Annotated in this window: 22 protein-coding genes and 1 riboswitch; of the genes, 12 read left to right on the forward strand and 10 right to left on the reverse strand. The window is 70.0% G+C overall.

The genetic code is table 11. From position 1 onward, the window contains the following. Positions 1-54: 54 nt before the first annotated feature. Positions 55-555, reverse strand: a complete 501-nt coding sequence (locus J7I98_RS05225) for a flavin reductase family protein (RefSeq protein ID WP_308377677.1) — start codon at positions 553-555, stop codon at positions 55-57. A 352-nt stretch (positions 556-907) separates the two neighbouring features. Here J7I98_RS05225 and cdgB point away from each other — a divergent pair, with 352 nt between their 5' ends. Then, a complete protein-coding gene (gene cdgB / locus J7I98_RS05230; protein WP_214919217.1) occupies positions 908-2569 on the forward strand; it encodes a diguanylate cyclase CdgB in 1662 nt (553 codons plus the stop codon). A gap of 284 nt (positions 2570-2853) precedes the next feature. Then, positions 2854-3822, forward strand: coding sequence for a carbohydrate-binding protein (locus J7I98_RS05235; RefSeq protein WP_214919227.1), 969 nt, complete (start codon positions 2854-2856; stop codon positions 3820-3822). A gap of 10 nt (positions 3823-3832) precedes the next feature. On the opposite strand, the gene J7I98_RS05240 is transcribed toward J7I98_RS05235, so the two are convergent. The 3 genes from J7I98_RS05240 to J7I98_RS05250 all read right to left on the reverse strand — a co-directional run bounded on the left by J7I98_RS05240 (position 3833) and on the right by J7I98_RS05250 (position 6995). Continuing rightward, positions 3833-4759 carry a 1-phosphofructokinase family hexose kinase gene (locus J7I98_RS05240; RefSeq protein ID WP_214919229.1) on the reverse strand — a complete coding sequence of 309 codons (927 nt, stop codon included), beginning with the start codon at positions 4757-4759 and terminating at the stop codon, positions 3833-3835. Positions 4760-4881: 122 nt separating this feature from the next. Beyond that, positions 4882-6036: an N-acetylglucosamine-6-phosphate deacetylase gene (gene nagA, locus J7I98_RS05245; RefSeq protein WP_214919242.1), complete on the reverse strand. Its 1155-nt coding sequence runs from the start codon at positions 6034-6036 to the stop codon at positions 4882-4884. After that, a complete protein-coding gene (locus J7I98_RS05250) occupies positions 6036-6995 on the reverse strand; it encodes an ROK family protein (RefSeq protein ID WP_214919244.1) in 960 nt (319 codons plus the stop codon). The genes nagA and J7I98_RS05250 overlap by 1 nt, the downstream gene beginning before the upstream one ends. Before the next feature lie 238 nt (positions 6996-7233). Between J7I98_RS05250 and J7I98_RS05255 the strand changes: the two genes are divergently transcribed. The 3 genes from J7I98_RS05255 (at position 7234) to otsB (ending at position 9689) form a co-directional block, all read left to right on the forward strand. Then, positions 7234-8487: an ABC transporter substrate-binding protein gene (locus J7I98_RS05255; protein ID WP_251020186.1), complete on the forward strand. Its 1254-nt coding sequence runs from the start codon at positions 7234-7236 to the stop codon at positions 8485-8487. 67 nt (positions 8488-8554) lie between these two features. Beyond that, positions 8555-8803 carry a DUF3263 domain-containing protein gene (locus J7I98_RS05260; RefSeq protein ID WP_214919246.1) on the forward strand — a complete coding sequence of 83 codons (249 nt, stop codon included), beginning with the start codon at positions 8555-8557 and terminating at the stop codon, positions 8801-8803. Positions 8804-8843: 40 nt separating this feature from the next. Beyond that, positions 8844-9689, forward strand: coding sequence for a trehalose-phosphatase (otsB, locus tag J7I98_RS05265; RefSeq protein ID WP_214919248.1), 846 nt, complete (start codon positions 8844-8846; stop codon positions 9687-9689). 354 nt (positions 9690-10043) lie between these two features. On the opposite strand, the gene J7I98_RS05270 is transcribed toward otsB, so the two are convergent. Both J7I98_RS05270 and J7I98_RS05275 read right to left on the reverse strand, forming a co-directional pair. Next, positions 10044-11465: a trehalose-6-phosphate synthase gene (locus tag J7I98_RS05270; protein ID WP_214919261.1), complete on the reverse strand. Its 1422-nt coding sequence runs from the start codon at positions 11463-11465 to the stop codon at positions 10044-10046. 71 nt (positions 11466-11536) lie between these two features. Beyond that, positions 11537-12481 carry a glucosyl-3-phosphoglycerate synthase gene (locus J7I98_RS05275; protein ID WP_214919268.1) on the reverse strand — a complete coding sequence of 315 codons (945 nt, stop codon included), beginning with the start codon at positions 12479-12481 and terminating at the stop codon, positions 11537-11539. Between the two features lie 155 nt (positions 12482-12636). Continuing rightward, positions 12637-12764, forward strand: a riboswitch (SAM riboswitch). 17 nt (positions 12765-12781) lie between these two features. Here J7I98_RS05275 and thrC point away from each other — a divergent pair. The 4 genes from thrC to groL all read left to right on the forward strand — a co-directional run bounded on the left by thrC (position 12782) and on the right by groL (position 17011). Beyond that, positions 12782-14092 carry a threonine synthase gene (gene thrC, locus J7I98_RS05280; protein ID WP_214919270.1) on the forward strand — a complete coding sequence of 437 codons (1311 nt, stop codon included), beginning with the start codon at positions 12782-12784 and terminating at the stop codon, positions 14090-14092. Further along, positions 14089-14364: a MoaD/ThiS family protein gene (locus J7I98_RS05285; protein WP_214919272.1), complete on the forward strand. Its 276-nt coding sequence runs from the start codon at positions 14089-14091 to the stop codon at positions 14362-14364. Before thrC ends, J7I98_RS05285 begins: the two co-directional genes overlap by 4 nt. A gap of 422 nt (positions 14365-14786) precedes the next feature. Then, positions 14787-14990, forward strand: coding sequence for a cold-shock protein (locus tag J7I98_RS05290; protein ID WP_005315736.1), 204 nt, complete (start codon positions 14787-14789; stop codon positions 14988-14990). 398 nt (positions 14991-15388) lie between these two features. Next, positions 15389-17011: a chaperonin GroEL gene (groL, locus tag J7I98_RS05295; protein ID WP_214919274.1), complete on the forward strand. Its 1623-nt coding sequence runs from the start codon at positions 15389-15391 to the stop codon at positions 17009-17011. Between the two features lie 127 nt (positions 17012-17138). On the opposite strand, the gene J7I98_RS05300 is transcribed toward groL, so the two are convergent. Continuing rightward, positions 17139-17636 carry a peptidylprolyl isomerase gene (locus J7I98_RS05300; protein ID WP_214919275.1) on the reverse strand — a complete coding sequence of 166 codons (498 nt, stop codon included), beginning with the start codon at positions 17634-17636 and terminating at the stop codon, positions 17139-17141. 180 nt (positions 17637-17816) lie between these two features. Here J7I98_RS05300 and J7I98_RS05305 point away from each other — a divergent pair, with 180 nt between their 5' ends. Next, complete coding sequence (locus tag J7I98_RS05305) at positions 17817-18998, forward strand: S8 family peptidase (protein ID WP_251020187.1); 1182 nt, start codon at positions 17817-17819, stop codon at positions 18996-18998. A 78-nt stretch (positions 18999-19076) separates the two neighbouring features. On the opposite strand, the gene murQ is transcribed toward J7I98_RS05305, so the two are convergent. Together murQ and J7I98_RS05315 are read right to left on the reverse strand one after the other, a co-directional pair. Next, positions 19077-20039 carry an N-acetylmuramic acid 6-phosphate etherase gene (gene murQ / locus J7I98_RS05310; protein WP_214919281.1) on the reverse strand — a complete coding sequence of 321 codons (963 nt, stop codon included), beginning with the start codon at positions 20037-20039 and terminating at the stop codon, positions 19077-19079. Positions 20040-20084: 45 nt separating this feature from the next. Next, positions 20085-21044 (reverse strand): MurR/RpiR family transcriptional regulator, encoded by a 960-nt coding sequence (locus J7I98_RS05315; protein WP_374225074.1) that lies wholly within the window; start codon positions 21042-21044, stop codon positions 20085-20087. A gap of 76 nt (positions 21045-21120) precedes the next feature. Here J7I98_RS05315 and J7I98_RS05320 point away from each other — a divergent pair, with 76 nt between their 5' ends. After that, positions 21121-21480 carry a hypothetical protein gene (locus J7I98_RS05320; RefSeq protein ID WP_214919283.1) on the forward strand — a complete coding sequence of 120 codons (360 nt, stop codon included), beginning with the start codon at positions 21121-21123 and terminating at the stop codon, positions 21478-21480. Then, positions 21477-21773 carry a DUF4031 domain-containing protein gene (locus J7I98_RS05325; RefSeq protein WP_214919285.1) on the forward strand — a complete coding sequence of 99 codons (297 nt, stop codon included), beginning with the start codon at positions 21477-21479 and terminating at the stop codon, positions 21771-21773. Before J7I98_RS05320 ends, J7I98_RS05325 begins: the two co-directional genes overlap by 4 nt. Here the strand turns inward: J7I98_RS05325 and J7I98_RS05330 are convergent. After that, on the reverse strand, positions 21762-22418 hold the full coding sequence (locus J7I98_RS05330) for a hypothetical protein (protein WP_214919287.1): 657 nt from the start codon (positions 22416-22418) through the stop codon (positions 21762-21764). The genes J7I98_RS05325 and J7I98_RS05330 overlap by 12 nt on opposite strands. Positions 22419-22428 lie beyond the last annotated feature (10 nt).

Below are 22428 nucleotides of genomic sequence, written 5' to 3' on the forward strand. Positions count from 1 at the left end.
GCGGGGGGGAGGGGGGGGGGGGGGGGGGGAGGGCGGACAAGCCCCGGGCCGGGACTAGCCCAAGTGCCGGTAGTGGCCCTTGAAGTACGTCAGAGGACCGCCGTCCGCGTTCGGCAGGCCCACTTCGAGCACCCGGCCGATCACCAGCGTGTGGTCCCCCGCCTCCACCCGCTTCTCGGTCCTGCACTCCACCACCGCGAGCGCCCCGCCGATCAGCGGAGCCCCGGAGACTGCGCCCCGCGTATAGGGGACGTCCTGGAAGAGCAGGCGGTCGCTGAGCCGGCCCTTCATCGCGAACCGTCCCGCGATCTGCCGCTGGTTCTCCGAGAGCAGCGAGACCGCCCACAGCGGCTGCTCGGCGAGCAGATCGTCCATGCGTGAGCCGTTTCTCACGCTCACCAGCACCAGCGGCGGGTCCAGCGACACCGACATGAAGGCCGTCGCCGTCATGCCGACGTCCTCACCGCTCGCACCGCTGTCCGGATCGTGTGCGGTCACCAGAGTGACGCCCGCGGTGAAACGGGACATCGCGGCGCGGAACTTCTCGTTGCTCACCCCCTCAGGATGGGGGATGGAGACAGGTGGCTGGGGGGAGGTCGTCTGGAACACACCCGGAACGCTATGCCCGGCCCTCTCGCCGCCGCATCGGGCGTTGGGACCAGGCTGGTCCTAGGACCGGTTTACGCGTCGCCGTGTGTCCGTATTTGCGTTCAAAAATCATCGGGAGCGCTCCACCCTCCTCACGCCACTCCCCTCCCCCTGATGTGACTTGACTCACAGAGCCGAGTAATTGCTGACCCTGTGTACCGGGTGGGCAGCTCGCTGTGATTCAGTGGCGTGATAGTGCAACAAAAGTACGGCGATGAGAATCCTGGAGTTGCTGTCGAGGTCTCGGGGAGAGCGAACAATGGAGGCCGAGTCGGAGCCGTACGTGCGCCTTGCGACGCTGCGGCAGCTGCACCAGGTGGTCGCGGACCTCAACACGGCCCGCAGCCTGGCTGACACCTTGCAGGCCGTGGCCGACGGAATCGTCGCCGGCCTCGGTTACGAGCTGGCCTGCGTAAACCTCGTACAGCCGGACGGTGACCTGGTCATAGCGGCCTTCGCCGGCAACTCCGCCGCCGAAGCCCTGATCATGGGCCGCGTCGGCTCCCGCGCCTCCTGGGAACGCCGGCTGTCCATGGGCGAGGTGTGGGGCGACCTGCGCTTCATCCCGCACACCGAGGGCTGGGTCCTCGTCGAGGACGACGTGCCCCAGTGGCACACCGAAGGCCCCGAACCGCGCTTCGCCGACGAGTGGCACCCGATGGACCGCCTCTACGCGCCCATGTACGCGTCCGGCGGCGGGCGCGAGCTCCTCGGCGTCATCTCCGTCGACCGCCCGCGCAACGGCAGGCACCCCGGCGCGTGGGGCCAGGAGGCGCTCCAGATGTACGCGTCCCAGGCGGCGATTGCGATCAGTAACGCCCGGCTCCGCGCAAACATGCAGCGCGCCCTGGTCCGTCTCGAACGTGAGCAGCAGGCCCTGCGCGCCAGCGAGGAGTCCTTCCGGCAGGCCTTCGAGTACGCCCCCAGCGGCATGGCCATCGCCGAGATGGGCGGCGACCAGCACGGCCGCCTGCTCCGTACCAACGACGCCCTGTGCCGGCTGCTCGGCCGCCCCGCCTCCGCGATGCGCCGCTACTCCTTCGCCGACCTCGTCCACCCAGAGGACATCGGCACGCTGCTGCGCACCTCCGCCGAGGGCGGCCGCGCCGAGCTGAGACTGGGGCGGCGCGACGGGACGTACGTCTGGGTGTCCCTGCGCAACTCCGTCGTCGCCGACACCACCGACGGCCCCCGTTTCCTCCTCACCCACGTCGAGGACATCGAGGAGCGCAAGCGGCACGAGTTGCACCTCGCCCACCGCGCCTCGCACGACGCACTCACCGGCCTGCCCAACAGCGCCGAGCTGCGCTCCCGCCTCAGCTCCCGGCTGTGCCGCCGCCCGCACTCCGTGCGCGCCACCGCCGTGGAGGCGCTGGACGCGGCGTACGAACCGGCCGCCCCCGGGACCGCCGTCCCCGAGCACGGCTTCGACTACGACCCGCACGCCGACGCGGGCTCCTACGACCACCACGTCCACATGGTCGCGCCCGCTGGAGGCGGCCCCGCCGGGGACGACGACGGCACGAAGGGGCTGGCCGTCCTCTTCTGCGACCTGGACGGCTTCAAGTCGATCAACGACCGCTTCGGACACCACACCGGCGACGCCGTCCTGATCGAGGTCGCCCGCCGTCTTACGACCTGTGTGCGCGACGGCGATACGGTCGCCCGCCTCGGGGGTGACGAATTCGTCGTCCTCGCGGACGGCCTCGGCAACGCGGACGCCGCCGACCTCGCCGTACGCCTGCGCAATGCCATCATTCCGCCGATCCGCGTCGACGGACGGGCGGTCCGCGTCGGTGCCAGCTTCGGCATCGGCTGGGCCAGCTGCGGCATGTCGGCGGACGAGGTATTGCAATCCGCCGACCAGCGGATGTACGTCGAGAAACGATCCCGTGCCAAGGTGCACAGGCGTGCGGGGTAGGGGGTGTCCGGTCGATCTCCGTGGGTGAAGGAGCGGGGCTTGGTGCGTGCAGCTGCAAGGCGGAGGAGGGAGGCGACGCGGAGCGTCGCCGACCGACGACAACGCCGTAGATGTGCGTGCCAAGCCCCGCGACGCCGCGGAGATCGACCGGACACCCCCTAGCACCGGACTCCGCTCGTCGTTCTGCTCATTACTGTGATCCGGACCAAACGTTCGACTTGCCCGTTCGGGGTAGGCTCGCCCGGTCGGCGACGGCTGGCGAACATGGTGAGGAGTGACCAGGGATGACTGCCGCGAACAACGGCACGAGCACGCCCGAGGACGACGATCCGTTCGGCTACCTCTACGAGGACGGCCAGGCGGCAGGCGCCACGCCGCCCCGCTCGGGCGGCTACGGCTACCCGGGTCCCGCCTCGCCCTCGCAGCCCGGCGTGCCGAGAACGTCGTACAACCAGGTGCGGACGGTCGGCGAGCGGCAGTACGGCCAGCCGCAGCAGCAGTACGCGCAGCAGGTCCCCCCGCAGCAGCAGTACCACCAGCCCAACGCCCACTACGCGGCCCCCGAAACCCGGCCCGGCGGTGCACCGACCCGCCAGGTCCCGGTGACGGGCGGAGGCGGAGGCGGCCGGAGCGGCGGACCCAACACCAAGGGCCTGCTGATCGGCGCCGTCGCGGTGGTCGCGGTCGTCGTCATAGGCATCGGCGTCGCGCTGATGACCAGCGAAAAGGACGACGACAAGGGCACGCAGGCGGGCGGAACGGGCGGCGGCGGTTCGTCGGCGGGCCAGACGGTCAAGCCGAGCGAGGACCCGACGGACAAGGCACAGGAGCCCGCGGAGCTGCCGAAGCAGGACGCGGCGCAGCTCCAGCTCTCCGGCGTCTCCACGGACACGACGATCCCCGGCGCGAAGTCGTCGAGCGGTGCGTACGTCCCGCTGAACACCCCGGGCGCCTCGGCGACCTGGAAGGTGAAGGTGCCGAAGGCGGGTGCGTACACGCTGTCGATCGACTACGGCGTACCCGGCAAGGACGCCAAGACGTCGCTGACGGTCAACGGGAAGCCGCACGGCACCGGCCTGAACATGAAGAACTTCGCCAACGCGGCGGAGGGTGCGTGGGACAAGGGCTGGACCAACACCTTCGCCTACATCAACCTCACCGAGGGCGAGAACACGGTCGTGATTTCGTGCGGCGACGGCGACCAGTGCGAGGCGAACCTCGACCGGCTGGAACTCATCGCCGGCCACAAGTGAGCTGACGGTTTTACGCCGCCGTCGCGTGCGCGGTGACTTCGACCCTGGACAGCAGGTCTTCGTACGTCCCCGGGTCGAACTCGCCCGCCGCAGGTGCCGCCACCGTCGCCGCCGAGAGTGCGACCGCTCTTGCGAGGCGCTGCGGCCAGGGGAGTTGTTCGACCAGGCCGGAGAGGATTCCGGCCACCGCCGAATCGCCCGCGCCTGTCGGGTTGCCCTTCATGCGGGTCGGCGGGGTCGCCTGCCACATTCCTTCGGCCGTCGCGGCGAGCATCCCGTCCGCGCCCAGCGAGGCGACCACGGTGTGCGCGCCTCGGCGGCGGGCGTCGTGGGTGGCGCGCAGGGGCTCGCGGGAGCCGGTGAGCTGGGCGAGTTCGTCGGCGTTGGGCTTGACGAGGTCGGGGCGGGCGGCGATGCCCCGGCGCAGGGGTTCGCCGCTGGTGTCGAGGAGTACGGGGACGCCGGCCGCTCGGGCGTGCCGGATGAGTTCGGCGTACGCCCCGACGTGGATGCCCGGGGGCAGGCTGCCGCAGAGGGCCACCGCTTCGGCGTCGCGGAGGAGCTTCCCGTACGAGGCGAGGAACGTGGCCCACTCCTCGGGGGTGACGGCCGGGCCCGGCTCGTTGAGCTGGGTGGTGTCGCCGGTCGTGTCGTCGACGACGGCGATGGTGCGGCGGGTGGTTCCGGCGACCGGGACGAGTGCGTCGACGGGGGCGAGGGGTGCGAGGAGGTCGCGGAGCACGGTGCCGGACGGGCCGCCCGCGAAGCCCGTCACTACCGTGTCGTGGCCCAGGGCCGCCAGTACGCGGGCGACGTTCAGGCCCTTGCCGCCGGGGCGTTCAGCGACGTCGGTGACGCGGTGCGAGGCGTGCGGGGTCAGGGCCGGGACGCGGTACGTGATGTCGAGTGCGGTGTTCAGCGTGACCGTCAGGATCACTCGAGGCCCCCGTCGGCGGTCGGTCGGCATCCGTAGAAAGCGTTTGCTGGCCTTCTCTTCGGGGTGATCATGCCAAAGAAAAGGCGGTTGGCCCAGGGCTCAGGGCCAACCGCCGTCCAAAATCAAGCCCCCTGGGGTTCAACCACCCATTCGCCCTTGCGCATCACGCCTTTCAGCGTGAACTCCGCGTCCAGCACCACCAGGTCCGCGTCCTTGCCGGGCTCCAGCGAGCCGACCCTGTCGTCGACGCCGAGCAGGCGGGCCGGATTGGCCGAGATGGAACGTACGACGTCCTCGACGGGCAGCCGGTCGATCGTCACCGCACGCTTGAAGGCCGTGTCGAGCGTGAGCGTGGACCCGGCGATCGAGCCGCCCTCCGCGAGGCGCGCGACCCCGTCCTTCACCTCCACCTCAAGGGGGCCGAGGAGATACGTGCCGTCGCCGAAGCCCGCCGCGTCCATCGCGTCCGTGATGAACGCGACCCTGGCCGCGCCCGCGCGGTGGTACGCCAGCTCCAGCGCGGCGGGGTGCAGATGCGTGCCGTCGTTGATCAGCTCGACCGTCACCCGCTCGTCTTCGAGCAGTGCGGCGATCGGGCCCGGGGTGCGGTGGCCGAGCGCCGGCATCGCGTTGTAGAGGTGGGTGGCGACGGTCGCGCCCGCTTCGATGGCCTCGACGGTCTGGTCGTACGTCGCGTCCGTGTGGCCGATCGCGGCGACGACACCGTGCTCGGCAAGCAGCCGTACGGACTCGATGCCGCCGGGCAGTTCGGTGGCGAGGGTGACCATTTTCGCCGTGCCGTGCGCCGCGTCGATCAGCTTGCGGACCTCCGCCGGGTCGGGGTCGCGCAGCAGGTCCTCGCTGTGCGCGCCCTTGCGGCAGGGCGAGATGAACGGGCCCTCGAAGTGGATGCCCGCCAGGTCGCCCTGCTCGACGAGCTCGGAGAGCAGCGCGGCCTGCCTGGCGAGTACGTCCATCTCGCCGGTCACCAGCGACCCGGTGATGGTCGTGGTGCCGTGCTCGCGGTGGGTGCGTACGCCTGTGAGTACGTCCTCGGCGGTCCCGGAGGTGAAGGACGCGCCGCCGCCGCCGTGTACGTGCATGTCGACGAAGCCGGGCACGATCCAGTGGCCGGAGAGGTCGAGCGCCGGGGCGTCGGCCGGTGCGGCGCCGGCGATGCGGCCGCCCTCGACGATGACCCGCCCGTTCTCGACGGTCCCGGTCGGCAGCACCACCCGGGCACCGGAGAGAACCTTGGTTGCAGCGCGTCCGGCCATCAGGCGGATACCTCCTGGGATTCCGTGGACTTCGTGGATGCCGTGGCGAGAAGATCCCAGGCGAGCAGCCCCGCGCCCAGGCATCCGGCGGTGTCCCCGAGGGCCGCCGGAACGATGTCGGGCAGTTTCTGGAACGTGACGCGTTCCGCGACGGCGGCCCTCAGTGGTGTGAACAAGGTTTCCCCCGCCTCGGCGAGACCGCCACCGATGATCAGAGTGCGGGGGTCCAGCAGGGTGAGCGCGGTGACGAGCCCGTCGGCGAGCGCGCCGACGGCCTCCCGCCACACGTCCTGGGCCCGCGCGTCCCCGGACTCGACGGCCTTGGCGCAGTCGGCGGCGTCGGCGTCCGGGTCGCCGGACGCGGCTGCCCAGGCGGCGGACACGGCGGAGGCGGAGGCGAGGCGTTCCAGGCAGCCGCGCTGGCCGCAGCCGCACGGGGGGCCGCCGGGGCGTACGACGATGTGCCCGATCTCGCCGGCGCACCCGTGGGCGCCGGCCTCGATCTTCCCGTCGATCCCGATGGCCCCGGCGATCCCGGTCCCCAGCGGTACGAACAGGAACCGGTCCGCGCCCCTGCCGGCGCCGATACGGCCCTCGGCGAGGCCGCCCGTACGGACGTCGTGGCCGAGGGCGACGGGCACGCCGTGCAGTCTGCGGCTCAGCAGATCGCGCATGGGTACGTCGCGCCAGCCGAGGTTGGCGGCGTAGACGGCGATGCCGTTCTCGGCGTCGACGATGCCGGGGACGGCGACGCCGGCGGCGGAGGCGCTCTCGCCGTACCGCTCCTCGCCGTACGCGCGGAGCTCGGCGGCGAAGCCGGCGATGGACTCGACGACGGCGTCGGGCCCCCGCTCACGGCCGGTTGCCCGGCGTGCCTCGTGCAGCAGTGCGCCGTCCGCCCCGACGAGCGCGGCCTTCATCCCGGTGCCGCCCACATCGAGGGCGATGACGTGTTTCACGGGAACAGTCTCGCGCGTCGACCCGCGAAAGGTCTAGTCCACTTCGCTCTTGTGTGGCGGAAGAGGGAACGGGACGGGGAACGGGAGGGGGAGGGAAGGTGTTGCGCAAGTGAGACTGGGGTGGTGTAGACCTCATGTGGGCAGTAGGTGAAAATTGCTGCTCGTAGACATGTCGGGCGTCACGGGGGTCGTCTGGGACAACGAATGAGGGTGGGAAAGAGCTGTGCACCGGCGCTTCTTGGGTTTGACCGCGACAGTGGCCGCACTGGGTATGACAGTGGCGCTGGCCGGATGCGGGAGCAGCGGCTCCGACGAGGGTGATGTCACCCTCACCTTCGTTGCGGCGGACTACGACCTGGAAGGCGGCGACAGCACCAAGCAGTACTGGGACGGCGTCGCCACCGCCTTCGAGTCCAAGAACAAGAACATCAAGGTCGACGTACAGGTCTACGACTGGAAAGACGTCGACCGCAAGGTCGCCGAGATGGTCGCGGCCGGCAAGGCCCCCGACATCGCCCAGATCGGCGCGTACGCCGACTACGCGGCCCAGGACAAGCTCTACTCGGCCGACAGTCTGCTCTCCATCCCCGTACAGGCCAATCTCCTCGCACCGCTCGCCGATGCGGGCGAGGTCAGCCGGGTGCAGTACGGCATCCCGTTCGTAGCGAGCACCCGGCTGCTGTTCTACAACGAGTCGCTCTTCACCCAGGCCGGCCTCAAGCCCCCCAAGACGTGGGCCGGCATCGAGAGCGCGGCCAGGACGCTCAAGCAGCGCGGCGTGAAGTACCCGTTCGCGCTGCCGCTGGGAGGCGAGGAGGCGCAGGCCGAGACCATGATGTGGATCCTCAGCGGCGGCGGCGGTTACACCGACACGGTCGGTACGTACACCATCGACTCCGAGCAGAACATCAAGACGTTCGACTGGCTGAAGAACAACCTCGTCGCCGAGAACCTCACGGGCCCCGTCGCCCCCGGCAAGCTCAACCGCAAGCCCGCCTTCACGGCCTTCGCCAAGGGCGAGGTCGGCATGCTCAACGGCCACCCCTCCCTCATGCAGCAGGCCGAGAAGAACGGCGTGAAGGTCGGCATGGTCCCGCTGCCCGGCCCCGACGGCAAGGCCAAGTCCGCGATGGGCGTGGCCGACTGGATGATGGGCTTCAAGCAGAACGGCCACCGCAAGGAGATCGGCGCGTTCCTCGACTTCGCCTACAGCGACGAGAACGTCCTCGAATTCGCGGATCAGTACGACCTGCTGCCGGTCACGGTCTCCGCCTCCGAGCGGATGGGCGAGGACCCCGCCAACAAGGACCTGTGGCCGTTCCTCGAGGCGCTGCCCGAGTCGACGCTCTACCCGGTGGGCAAGACGTCCTGGGCGAAGGTCAGCGAGAACATCAAGCTGCAGATCGGCGGGACGGTGGGGCCGAACGGCAACCCGGCGAGCACGCTGGGGGCGATCGGGCGCGAGGCCGCGGCGACGGAGAACGCGGACTAGCGCGGGTAGCGGACGTACACCGTCGGGACGTACGCCGTCCTGAAGTACTCCGTCCTAGACTGCCTGTATGCCTGACGACGACGCGCACGGTCCCGAGCTCTCCGACCGGGACCGTGCCGTTCTCGCCGTCGAGCGCCGGTCCTGGTCCGGCCCCGGCGCCAAGGAGCGTGCCGTACGCGAGCAGCTCGGCATCTCGCCGACCCGCTACTACCAGCTCCTCAACGCCCTCCTCGACGACCCGCGTGCACTCGCCCACGACCCCGTTACGGTCAACCGCCTCCGCCGCGTGCGAGAAGCCCGCCGCGAGCGTCGCTGACCCCCGTGCCGGGGGCGCCGTACGCCGGTAGTGTCTGGGCATGGGCAGTCAACCGCACCCCCTGCCGAGCGACTTCACGCCTGTCACGCAGGCCGGCCGCGACGGCCTCGCCGCGCTGCTGGCGGCGCCGGAACGGGCGGTCGTCGCACTCGACTTCGACGGCACGCTTGCCGAGATCGTCCCCGACCCCGAACAGTCCCGCGCCCACCCCGGCGCCGTTCCCGCTCTCGCCGCACTTGCCCCACGCGTCGGATCGGTCGCCGTGATCACGGGCCGCCCGGCGGGCGTCGCCGTCCGCTACGGCGGCTTCGCCGGAGTCCCCGGCCTCGAACACCTGGTCGTCCTGGGCCATTACGGCGCCGAGCGCTGGGACGCCGTGAGCGGCACGGTCCACGCCCCCGCCCCGCACCCCGGCGTACAGGCCGCGCGCGCCGAAGTTCCCGGCTTCCTCGACGGCATCGGTGCCTGGCGAGGCTCCTGGATAGAGGAGAAGGGCCAGGCCGTCGCCGTCCACACGCGCCGCGCCGCCGACCCGCAGGCGGCCTTCGAAGCGCTGCGCGCCCCACTGGCCGAACTGGCCGCCCGCCACGGCCTGATCGTCGAACCCGGCCGCCTGGTACTGGAGTTGCGCCCACCGGGCATGGACAAGGGCCTGGCGCTGGCGGAGTACGTACGGGAGGTCGACGCGGGGTGCGTTCTGTACGCGGGCGACGACCTCGGCGACATGGCGGCGTTCTCGGCAGTGGAGAAGCTGCGCACGGAGGGCGTGCCGGGGCTGCTGGTGTGCAGCGGCAGCGAGGTGCGGGAGCTCGCGGAGCGGGCGGATGTGGTGGTCGAGGGCCCGGTGGGAGTGGTCCGGCTGCTGGCGGCGCTGGCGTCGGGTTAGGGCGCGGGTGCGGTGCGCCGGTGCGGGTTGCCTGCGGCGCATTCCCCCACCCTTCCCCAAGCTCTCAACTTCGTTCGAGCAGGGGAGACCCACTCTTCCCGGCTGTGACATGTGCGGCTCCGCCGCGTGCGGGGGCAAGCCCCCAGACCCCCCGGACGCCCTTGGGGGTCCACCCGGACGAAGTCTGGGGGAGTGTCCTCAAACGCCGGGCAGGCTGAAATCCCCAGCCCGGCCGCGCAGATCCAGCCCCTGGGGGTCCCCCCTGGACGCAGTCCTTGGGGGAGCTTGAGGGGCGGAGCCCCTCGCGCGGCGGCAGCCGCAAAATGTCACAGCCGGCAAGGGGCGGGGCGGGGGCTAATCCGAAACCAGCGCGTTCAACTGGTCCAGGAACCACGCCGCCGGCGGCAGCGCCGTCGCCGCCGCGGCCAGCCGCTTCGTTCGTGCCGCCCGTTCCTCCGGCGCCATCGTCAGCGCCTCGTGCAGCGCCTCCGCCGTCGCCGTCACGTCGTACGGGTTGACGACGATCGCGTCGTCGCCGAGCTCCTCGTACGCCCCCGCCTCCCGCGACAGCACCAGCGCGCACCCCTCGTCGGAGACGACCGGCACCTCCTTCGCGACGAGGTTCATGCCGTCCCTGATCGGGTTGACCAGCGCCACATCGGCCATCCGGTACGCCGCCAGCGACCGGGCGAAATCGTCGTCCAGCTCCAGCAGCACCGGCTGCCAATCGGCCGTCCCGTACGCGGAGTTGATCTCCTCCGCCAGGGTCCGTACGGCCGCCGTGTAGTCGCGGTACACCGCCAGGTCCTGCCGCGACGGGTACGCGAAGGCGATGTGCACCACCTGCCCGCGCCACTCCGGCCGGTCCGCGAGCAGCTGCCGGTACGCGAGCAGTCCGCGCACGATGTTCTTGGAGAGTTCCGTACGGTCGACCCGGACGATCACCTTCCGCACCGCCCCGGTCCCGCCGCCCCCGACCCGCTCGCGCAGCCGCACCAGCCACTCGTCCACGTCCGCCCGACGCGCCCGCTCCCGCAGGAAGTCCCCGTCCGCGCCGAGCCCGTGCACCCCGACCGCCGTCCCGTCCAGGGCCCCGGCCCCCAGCACATCCACCGCGCACGCCGCGAAAGCGTCCGCCCAGCGCCGGGTCAGGAACGCCACCCTGTCCGCGCCCAGCAGCCCGCGCACCAGCTGACGTGCGATGTCGTCCGGGAGTAGGCGGAAGTAGTCCACGGGCGCCCACGGCGTGTGCGAGAAGTGGCCGATTCTGAGGTCGGGGCGCAGCTCGCGCAGCATGCCGGGCACCAGGCACAGGTGGTAGTCCTGCACCAGCACGGCCGCGCCCGGCGCCGCCTCCGCCGCCAGCGCCTCGGCGAAGGCGCGGTTGTATGTCTCGTACGCCGCCCACTGGCGCCGGAACTCCGCGTCGAAAACCGGCTCCAGCGGCGTCTGGTAAAGCAGGTGGTGGACGAACCACAGCACCGAGTTCGCGATGCCGTTGTAGGCGTCCGCGTGCACACCGGCGTCGATGTCGAGCATCCGTACGCCCGGCTCGCCGACCCCGCGCCGTACCGCCTCCCGGTCGCCGTCCCCGAGCGCCGCGCACACCCACAGCGACTCGGCGCCCTGGCCGATCGCCGACAGGCCCGAGACGAGGCCGCCCCCGCCGCGCCTGGCGGCCAGCGAGCCGTCCCCGGCGAGCGTGTACGTCACCGGGCCGCGGTTGGAAGCGACGAGAACCTGGGCAGCGTGCTCGGAGGAAACCTCGGAAACCATGTGGCGAACCTAGCCCTTCCTGTAACCCCTCAAACGTGCGTACGGCCGGACCTAGGGGGTGTCCGCCCCCTTCACGCCGCGCGGCGCTCCTCGTACTCCTCGATCTCGCGCATCGGCGGCCGCTCCTCCGTGTCCACCACATGCGTACGCGGAACGAACCCCTCGTCGCCCCGCTCGAACTGGGTCAGCGAAGGACGCACCAAGTGGCCGCGCGACAGGCGCAGTTGAGCCGTCCGGTATATCGCGGCGGCCATCCGGCCGAGTGCCTGGCCGTCCTGGTGACGGTGCTTGCGTACGCCGACATCGACCTGGGCCAGCGCGTCCAGGCCCACCGTGTGGAGCGAGTCGATCAGCAGGGCCAGCTCCACCCCGTAACCGACGGGGAAGGGCAGCCGCTCCAGGAGCGAGCGCCGCGCCGCGTACTCGCCGCCCAGGGGCTGGACGAACCCGGCCAGCTGCGGCCAGTGCAGATTGAGCAGCGGCCTGGCCACCAGCTCGGTCACCCGGCCGCCCTGACCTGCGGCCGCGCCGAGCGGGCGGTCGTACATCGCCTTCACGAACTGCACATCGGGGTCCGTGAGCAGCGGCCCGACGATGCCCGAGACGAACGAGGCGGAGAAGTCCTTCAGGTCCGCGTCGACGAAGCAGACGATGTCACCGGTCGTCACCAGGAGTGAGCGCCACAGCACCTCGCCCTTGCCGGGCGCGGCCGGAATGCGCGGCAGTATGTCGTCGCGGTGCACGACCCGCGCGCCCGCCGCCGCCGCCACCTCGGCCGTACGGTCCTTCGAGCCGGAGTCGACGACCACCAGCTCGTCGACGAGAGGTACGGCCTCCATCAGCTCGCGGCGTATCACCGTGACGATCTCGCCGACCGTCGCCTCCTCGTCGAGGGCCGGCAGCACGACACTGACGGTGGTGCCACGCCCAGCCTTGGCAGCGATCAGCCGGTCGAGCGGGCGGTCGGCCGCCGACCAGGACCGCCGCTCCAGCCAGCGCTCCACCTCTTCCAGCACGTGCCTCTCCCACTCCGTAAGATCCATCTCGCGGTGCGGACGACTATCTCAAGCGTCCGAGCCTTCGGTTACAGTCTTGAACAACGCGGATGACCGTCGCATGTCGGGGGTCGCCGCGGAACAAATGCATCGGGTCTCCAGCTCCGATGCCATAGCGCTCATCCAGAGGGACAGAGGGAACGGCCCGTTGAAGTCCCGGCAACCATCCCGCCGACCGCGAGGTAACGGTGGGGACGGTGCCAATTCCGTCTCACGGCGAAATGCGTCGTGGGGAAGATGAGGAGAAAGGGCCTCGCCACCATGGCTGTGCAGACTGCTGAAACTGATGCAAACGCTGACGCTAGCGCCACGAATTCCCTGCCCGTAGACCTGGGCCCCGCCACCGCGCTTTCCTGCCGCGAGTGCGGAGAAAAATTCGAACTCGGCCCGATCTTCGCCTGTTCTTCCTGCTTCGGTCCGCTCGAAGTCGCATACGACCTCCCGCTCGGCAACGCCGACGCGCTGCGCAAGCAGATCGAGGCCGGTCCGGACAACATCTGGCGTTACGCCCCGCTGCTTCCCGTCCCCGCCGACGTGGCCTCGAAGCCGAGCCTGAACCCCGGCTTCACCAAGCTGGTCAAGGCCGACAACCTCGCCCGTGAGCTGGGCGTCACCGGCGGCCTGTATGTCAAGGACGACTCCGGCAACCCGACGCACTCCTTCAAGGACCGTGTCGTCGCGATCGCCGTCGAGGCCGCCCGCGCGTTCGGTTTCACCACGCTCTCCTGCTCCTCCACCGGCAACCTGGCCGGCGCGGTCGGCGCCGCCGCCGCGCGGGCCGGTTTCCGTTCGTGTGTGTTCATCCCGCACGACCTGGAGCAGGGCAAGGTCGTCATGGCCTCCATCTACGGTGGCGAGCTGGTCGGCATCGAGGGCAACTACGACGACGTCAACCGCTTCTGCTCGGAGCTCATCGGCGACCCGCTGGGCGAGGGCTGGGGCTTCGTCAACGTCAACCTGCGCCCGTACTACGGCGAGGGCTCCAAGACCCTGGCGTACGAGATCTGCGAGCAGCTCGGCTGGCAGCTGCCGGACCAGATCGTCATCCCGATCGCCTCGGGCTCGCAGCTCACGAAGATCGACAAGGGCCTGAAGGAGCTCGTCGCGCTCGGCCTCGTCGAGGACAAGCCGTACAAGATCTTCGGCGCCCAGGCGGAGGGCTGCTCGCCGGTGTCGACGGCCTTCAAGGCCGGGCACGACGTCGTACGGCCGCAGAAGCCGAACACGATTGCCAAGTCGCTCGCGATCGGCAACCCGGCCGACGGCCCGTACGTCCTGGACATCGCCCGCCGCACGGGCGGAGCGGTCGAGGACGTCAACGACGAGCAGGTCGTGGACGCGATCAAGCTGCTCGCCGAGACCGAGGGCATCTTCGCGGAGACCGCGGGCGGCGTGACCGTCGGCGTGACGAAGAAGCTCATCGAAGCCGGGCTGCTGGACCCGACGCTCACCACCGTCGTGCTCAACACGGGCGACGGCCTGAAGACTCTTGAGGCGGTCGCCCCGACCACGGGCCAGTCCGCCGTCATCCGCCCCAACCTGGACTCTTTCCGAGAGGCTGGCCTCGCATGAGCGTCAACGTCCGCATCCCGACGATTCTCCGTACGTACACGAACAGCGCGGCCGAGGTGACGGCCGAGGGCGCGACCCTCGCCGAGGTCATCGCCGACCTGGAGAAGAACCACACGGGCATCGCGGCCCGCGTTCTGGACGACCAGGGCAAGCTGCGCCGCTTCGTGAATGTGTACGTCAACGACAACGACGTGCGCTTCGAGGAGGGGCTGGACACGCCCACTCCGGACGGCGCCGGCGTTTCGATCATTCCGGCCGTCGCAGGCGGCTGACCGACGCTTAAAGTCACTGCAATTGCCCTCTCCGCGATAGAAGCGGAGGGGGCAATTCTGCATGGTTGAGCGCGGTACAGTTGGGGCAGTCCCCTCCACTGCTTGTGCCCCACGCATATGAGAATGCGTCCGCGCACGTCAAGAAGCAGCCAAAGTCTGCGAGCCAATTGCCGCTCATGCGCGCTTTGTCCGGCCCGACTTGCCCTGGAATCCGGGGAATTCTTCGTATTCGCGCATTCCCCCGCGCCCAGAATTCTCGTCCGATTGACCTGTTGCAGAGGGCAGTTGGGCAGATACATTCAGCCGCGGTCGACGCGTTCCGGCGCACACCCTCTCCTGTCGGAGGGCTGGTTGGGGTGCAGGTCTGACCCGGGTCCGCGAAGTGCGGTCCTGTGCAAGGGCCAGTAATAGGGGAGTTAGGCATGGCTCAGGGCACCGTCAAGTGGTTCAACGCGGAGAAGGGGTACGGCTTCATCGCGGTCGACGGTGGTGCGGATGTTTTCGTCCACTACAGCGCGATCCAGATGGACGGGTACCGCACCCTTGAAGAGGGTCAGCGAGTCGAATTCGAGATCTCGCAGGGCCAGAAGGGTCCGCAGGCGGACATGGTCAAGCTCGCCGTCTGACTTTCGGCGCGGCGCGATCGGCCACCGACGCACTCACGTATGAAGGGCCTGTACCCGGTCGGGTACGGGCCCTTCATGCGTGCTGTGTACGTGCCCGTGTGCGTCGCCGGGCGTGCCCGCGTGCGTTGCCGGTGCGCGTGTCCCGCTGGGACGGCCTTGCGCCCGCCCGTCGCCCGACCACCACCCCTCATCGACACTCCTCCGGAGCGGCCTTGCACTCTCCGGGGTCGAGTGCTAATCATTGGCGTTAGCACTCTCCCAGTGAGAGTGACAGAAGGACTGGGTCGGCGAGGCCCGCAGGCCGGGTGGGGCAAGGAACCACGCAGGCACGCAGGCCGTCCGTCGCGGGCGCCACGCAGTCCGTCGCTATCCACCCCAGTCCGGGAGGACCACTTCACATGGCCAAGATCATCGCGTTCGACGAGGAGGCACGGCGCGGTCTCGAGCGCGGGATGAACCAGCTCGCCGACGCCGTCAAGGTCACCCTCGGCCCCAAGGGCCGCAACGTCGTCCTCGAGAAGAAGTGGGGCGCCCCCACGATCACCAACGATGGTGTTTCCATCGCCAAGGAGATCGAGCTCGAGGACCCGTACGAGAAGATCGGCGCCGAGCTGGTCAAGGAAGTCGCGAAGAAGACCGACGACGTAGCCGGTGACGGCACGACGACCGCGACTGTCCTCGCCCAGGCACTGGTCCGCGAGGGCCTGCGCAACGTCGCCGCCGGCGCCAACCCGATGGCCCTCAAGCGTGGCATCGAGAAGGCCGTCGAGGCCGTCTCCGCCGCTCTGCTGGAGCAGGCCAAGGACGTGGAGACCAAGGAGCAGATCGCTTCGACCGCCTCCATCTCCGCCGCCGACACCCAGATCGGCGAGCTCATCGCCGAGGCGATGGACAAGGTCGGCAAGGAAGGCGTCATCACCGTCGAGGAGTCGCAGACCTTCGGTCTGGAGCTTGAGCTCACCGAGGGCATGCGCTTCGACAAGGGCTACATCTCGGCGTACTTCGCCACCGACATGGAGCGTATGGAGTCGTCGCTCGACGACCCGTACATCCTGATCGTCAACTCCAAGATCTCCAACGTGAAGGACCTCCTTCCGCTGCTGGAGAAGGTCATGCAGTCGGGCAAGCCGCTGCTGATCATCGCGGAGGACGTCGAGGGCGAGGCGCTGTCCACGCTCGTCGTCAACAAGATCCGTGGCACCTTCAAGTCCGTCGCCGTCAAGGCTCCGGGCTTCGGTGACCGCCGCAAGGCCATGCTCGGCGACATCGCCATCCTCACCGGTGGCACCGTCATCTCCGAGGAGGTCGGCCTCAAGCTGGAGAACGCCGGTCTCGACCTGCTCGGCCGTGCGCGCAAGGTCGTCATCACCAAGGACGAGACCACGATCGTCGACGGCTCCGGTGAGAGCGACCAGGTCCAGGGTCGCGTCAACCAGATCCGTGCCGAGATCGAGAACTCGGACAGCGACTACGACCGCGAGAAGCTGCAGGAGCGCCTGGCGAAGCTCGCCGGCGGTGTTGCGGTCATCAAGGCCGGTGCCGCGACCGAGGTCGAGCTCAAGGAGCGCAAGCACCGCATCGAGGACGCCGTTCGCAACGCGAAGGCGGCCGTCGAAGAGGGCATTGTCGCCGGTGGTGGCGTGGCGCTGCTGCAGGCCACGGCCGTCTTCGAGAAGCTTGAGCTCCAGGGCGACGAGGCGACCGGCGCCAACGCCGTGAAGCTCGCGCTGGAGGCTCCGCTCAAGCAGATCGCCGTCAACGGTGGTCTCGAGGGTGGCGTCATCGTCGAGAAGGTGCGCAACCTGCCGCTCGGCCACGGCCTGAACGCCGCGACCGGCGAGTACGTCGACATGATCGCCGAGGGCATCATCGATCCGGCGAAGGTCACGCGCTCTGCCCTGCAGAACGCGGCCTCCATCGCGGCGCTGTTCCTCACCACTGAGGCCGTCATCGCGGACAAGCCGGAGAAGGCTGGCGCGGCTGCTCCGGGCGGCATGCCCGGCGGTGACATGGACTTCTGAGCCTCGGCTCGGTAGGCCCTGTTACGCGCGCGGTTACGCACAGAGTTACGCACGCAACCGAAGGCGGCACCCCCTCGCAGGGGTGCCGCCTTCGGGCGTTACCGGCGTATGCGGTACTCCGTACTGGTTACAGGACGCCGCTCTCGGAGATGGTGACCTTGGCGCTGGTGCGGCCGCTCTGCGAGCCGTAGCCCTCGATCTTCTTGACCAGCTTCATGCTGTCCTCGTCGGCGACCTCGCCGAACACCACGTGCTTGCCGTCCAGCCACGGGGTGGCGATGGTCGTGATGAAGAACTGCGAGCCGTTGGTGTTGCGGCCGGCGTTGGCCATCGAGAGCAGGCCCGGCTTGGTGTGCTTCAGCTGGAAGTTCTCGTCCGCGAACTTCTCGCCGTAGATGCTCTTGCCGCCCGTGCCGTCGCCGCGGGTGAAGTCGCCGCCCTGGAGCATGAACTCCGGGATGACCCGGTGGAAGGACGAGCCGGCGTAGCCGAAGCCCTTCTCGCCGGTGGCGAGGGCGCGGAAGTTCTCCGTGGTCTTGGGGACCACGTCGTCGTACAGGTTGAACGAGATCCGCCCAGCGGGCTTGTCGTTGATCGTGATGTCGAAGTAGACCTTGGTTGTCATGGTCCCCATCCTGACATCCCTGGCATTCGGGGGCGCGGCGCAGGCCCCGTTCAGTGGTCTCGGGTCTCGTAACTTGAGCCGGACGTGCAGGGGGCGCATTCCGGTTTCGCTACCGAAAGTATCCAGATAGGTGCGCAGAGTTATTGTGCGTGATCGTTTCTGCATGGTTCTCTCGTGGGCATGTCAACCTCGATGAGGCTTGCCCTCGCGGCTGCCATCACCGCTGTCCTGGCGGTCACAGGTCCCCTGTCCGCCTCCGCACAGTCCGCCGCACCGGCGGAGCGTTCCGATCCCGCTCCGCTCCGGCTCTCGGACAACCCCGTCCCCGGCCAGTACCTCGTCTCTCTCAAGCCCACGGCCGATGTCGCCGTGGCCGCGCGCAACGTGGACGTCACCCCCCTGTTCAGCTTCAAGAAGGTGATGCGGGGCTACGCCGCCAAGCTCACCGACGCTCAACTGGCCAAGGTCCGGGCCCTCCCGAACGTCGAGGCCGTGGAGCAGGACACCGAGGTCACCGCCATGGGACCCGCCGCGTCCTGGGGCCTGGACCGGATCGATCAGCGCTCCCTGCCGCTCGACGGCGAGTTCACCGCCAACGCGACCGGCGCCGGAGCCAACGCGTACATCCTCGACACCGGGATCGACTACCTCCACTCCGAGTTCGAAGGGCGTGCCAAGCCCGGATTCGACGCCATCGGGGATGGACGCTACGGGGCGGACTGCAATGGCCACGGCACGCACGTCGCAGGCACGGTCGGCGGTAAGACGTACGGCGTGGCGCGCAAGGCGAGTCTCATCAGCGTTCGGGTCCTCAACTGCGAGGGCAAGGGAACCTACTCCGGCATGGTCGCCGGGTTCGAATGGACAGCGACGCACGCCGCGTTGAACCCCACCAAGCCGGCCGTACTCAACGGTTCGCTCGGCGGGCCGAAGTCCGCCCTGGTCAACGCTGCCGCCACTGCCCTCTCCGAGAGCGGCGTCCTGCCGGTCGTCGCGGCGGGCAACGACGCGGTTGACGCCTGCAACGTCTCCCCGGCGTCTGCGGAGGGCGTGGTTACGGTCGGCGCGAGCAACCGCGACGACGAGCAGGCCTTCTTCTCCAACCACGGCGCATGCCTGGAGCTTTACGCCCCCGGCGTCGCCATCGTCTCGGCCAGGCTCGGCGGCGGCAGCGTCGCGCTGAACGGCACCTCCATGGCTTCGCCCCACGTCGCCGGGGCGGCACTGCTGTACGAGGCGACCCACCCGTGGGCGGACCCGGCGGAAACCGCGGTCTGGATCGACACCAACTCCACCGAGGACGTGCTGACCGGCGTCACCCCGGGCTCACCCAACCGCCTTCTGTTCACCGACGGCATCTGACACCACACCACGGCGCCTGCCCTCCACCCCAGTGCGGGGTGGAGGGCAGGCGGGCGCTGCCCCTCGGCATCGAGCTCGCTACGGCTTCTTTCCCGCACTGACCGGGGCGGCGGCGAGCGCGGCGCGCAGGTGGCCGTCGTTTTCCGCCAGGAGCTGTACGGCCGTCCGGCCGTCGACTCCGGCGAGGATCGCGAGGATCGCGGGCTTCACCTCGCCGTCCGTCGCGGTCAGCGCGGCCTCGATGTCTTCGTCCGACGCGCCCGTCGCCAGGGCGACGATGCGGCGTGAGCGGGCGCGCAGTTTCTCGTTGGAGGCCCGTACGTCGACCATCAGGTTTCCGTACGTCTTGCCGAGGCGGATCATCGTGATCGTCGAGATCATGTTGAGTACGAGCTTCTGGGCCGTGCCCGCCTTGAGGCGGGTGGAGCCGGTGAGGAGTTCCGGGCCTACGACGACTTCGATGCCGTGCTCGGCGGCGGATCCCAGCGCGCTGTCGGCGTTGCAGGACAGGCCGATGGTCAGCGCCCCGATGCTGCGGGCGTGTTCGACCGCGCCGATCGCGTACGGGGTGCGGCCCGAGGCCGAGATGCCGACGACCGTGTCGTGCGCCGTGAGGGCCAGCGCGTCCAGGTCCGCCGCCGCGAGTTCCTTGCTGTCCTCCGCGCCCTCGACGGCCTCGACCATCGCCGAAGGGCCGCCCGCGATCAGGCCCACGACCTCGGAGGGGTCGGTGTTGAAGGTGGGCGGGCACTCGCTCGCGTCCAGTACGCCGAGGCGGCCCGCCGTGCCCGCGCCCGCGTAGATCAGGCGGCCGCCGCGGGCCATGCGCCCGGCGGTGGCGTCGATCGCGGCGGCGATGCGCGGGAGCTGTGCGGCGACGGCTTCGGGGACGGTGCGGTCCTCGCCGTTCATGACGCGGGCGATGTCGAGCGTCGGCTGCTGGTCGATGTCGGCGAGTTCGGGACGGAACGCCTCGGTGGTGAGCGTGGCGAGCTCGGCGCGCAGTTCGGAGTACGTGGAGGTGGAGGAGGTGGAGGTCATGAGGAGCGGCTCTTTCGGGTGCTGGTCAGGCCAGGTCAGGGCACGTCAGCGGTTGCTGCTGCGGGGGCTGTGGCGGTGCGCGAGCGCCTCGTAGGAGGCGGCCAGCGCGGGGGCGGCCGTCTCGTACGTACGCTGCATGACACCTATGAACAGGCAGTCCACGACGAGCAGTTGACTGGTACGGGACGACATCGCGGCCGGGCGCAGTTCGCTCTCGCGGGCCGTCGAGGTGGTGAGGATGTGGTCCGCGTACTGCGACACCGCACCGTCCGGGCGGCCCGTGATCGCGACCGTCGTCGCCCCGTGGTCGAACGCGACCCGCAGCGGCTCGATCACGTCGCCCGTCGAACCGGAGTGCGTGATCGCGATGGCGACGTCGCCGGAGCGGAGCTGCACGGCGTTGGTGACGGCGAGGTGCGGGTCGGTGTGCGCGTGCGCGATCAGGCCGATGCGCAGCAGCTTCTGGGCGAGGTCCATGCCGACGAGGGAGGAGGCACCGACGCCGTAGATGTCGATACGGCGGGCGGTCGCGAGCGCGGTGACGGCCGCGCCCAGCTGCACGGTGTCGAGTCCGGCGGCGGTGTCGGCGAGGGTCTGCTGTTCGTCGTACGCGAGCTTGGTGACGACGTCCGCGATCGGGTCGTCGACCGCGATGTCGGCGGTCACGGCGGGGGCCCGGCCCGACTGCTGCTGGGCGGCGAGCCCGGCGAGCGCGAGGCGCAGGTCGCGGTAGCCGGGGTAGCCGAGGAGGCGGGCGGTGCGGACGACGGTGGCCTCGCTGGTGCCGGTGAGTTCGGCGAGACCGGTGACCGTGAGGGCTGCGCAGCCGGCGGGGTCGGCGGCCACGGCTTCGGCGACGCGCTGCATGGAGCGGGTCATGGAGGGGGCGAGGGTCCGTACCTTGGCTGCGAGAGCGGCGGGGGCGGGCGGGGCGCTGCCCGTACCGCCGGTGCCGGCATTGCCGCCGGAACCGCCGCTAAAAATTTCCTTCACTTTGTTGGTCACTAGTGAAAGATATTTTCAGCGCCCTTGAGCGTCAACCCCTCTCCTGGCCTCCCGGCCGCCGAGTGACAATGGCTTCATGGACCCCACGACCTCTGCCCTGGAACAGGCCTTGCACGCCGCCCGCGCGCTCGTCATGGCCGACCTGACGGCCCGCGAGGTGGCCGTGGCGGACGTCGTGTCGCTGGTCGAGGACGCGGTCGCGCACCGCCGTTGGTGGGTGGAGCAGTGGCCCGAGGGCGTGGAGTACGTCGTCGGTCTGGTCGCCCAGGACGTGCAGGACGCGCTCCTTGAGAGGTACGGGCGCTGGCCGCTCTGCCCGGTCTGCGTGGACTCGGACCCGCACGCTCTGGAGGTCGAACCGGAGCTGGGGCCCGACCCGCACTGGGTGTGCTCCAAGGCGGCTGTGATCGTCGCGCGCGTGGGTGCGCTGCAGTGACCCTGTACATCGACCCGCCGACGTGGCCGGGACACGGGCGGATGTGGTCGCACCTGGTCAGCGACGTGTCGTACGACGAGCTGCACGCCTTCGCGGCGTCGATCGGGGCGCCGGCGCGGGCGTTCGAGCGGGACCACTACGACATCCCGGAATCACGGTATGCGGATGCGGTGGCGGCGGGCGCGGTCGAGGTGGGCTCGAAGGAGCTCGTGCGGAGGCTTACGGAGGCGGGGCTACGGCGGCGTAAGGGGCGAGTGGGCTCAGACCGGGTGGGGAAAAGCTCAGACGCGTAGCAGATCGAGCTCCGTCGCCAGGTTCTGCCGCGCCCGCGCCTCCCATTCCGCCTGTCCGTGCGGCGTACGGAACAGCCTCGGGAGGTCGAGCAGCTGGCGCAGGACCGCCGCCCGGCCCTCGCGAAACGCCTCGTCGGGTACGAAGCCGTACTCCTCCCGTACCGAGGCCGCGTAGGCGGCGTACGCCTCCGGGCCCGCCGCCAGGATCGCCAGGTCCGCGTCGCAGAGGGCCTCGCCGTTGGTGTCGCCGGGCTCGGGGGCGTGCGTGACGGTGAGGCGGACCAGGCGGGCGACTTCGGCGGTGCGGGCGTCGTCGATGCCGAGTTCGGGGAGGGCGAGCTCGGCGAGGGCGGCGCTGCGCTCCTCGTTCTCGGAGCGGTCGGGGCGGTAGACCGCGTCGTGGAACCAGGCGGCGAGGCGGACCGCGGCCGGGTCTTCGGCGTGGGCGGCCAGGGTGTCGATGTGGTCCAGGACCGCGATCAGGTGGTCGGTGGTGTGGTACCGCCGCTGCGGCTCGGCCCAGCGGGCGAGGAGGTTCTCGGCGTAGGGCATCGGGTCCGGCTCGGGGATTCCGTCGCGGGCGGCGAGGACGGTGTGGTGCCAGCGGGTGCGGAGATCGGCGTGAGCGGCGCGGTGGTCGGGCATGGGCAGAGTC

Origin of the sequence: Streptomyces sp. ISL-98 (assembly GCF_018614055.1) — a bacterium.
GTDB classification, from domain to species: domain Bacteria; phylum Actinomycetota; class Actinomycetes; order Streptomycetales; family Streptomycetaceae; genus Streptomyces; species Streptomyces spiramyceticus.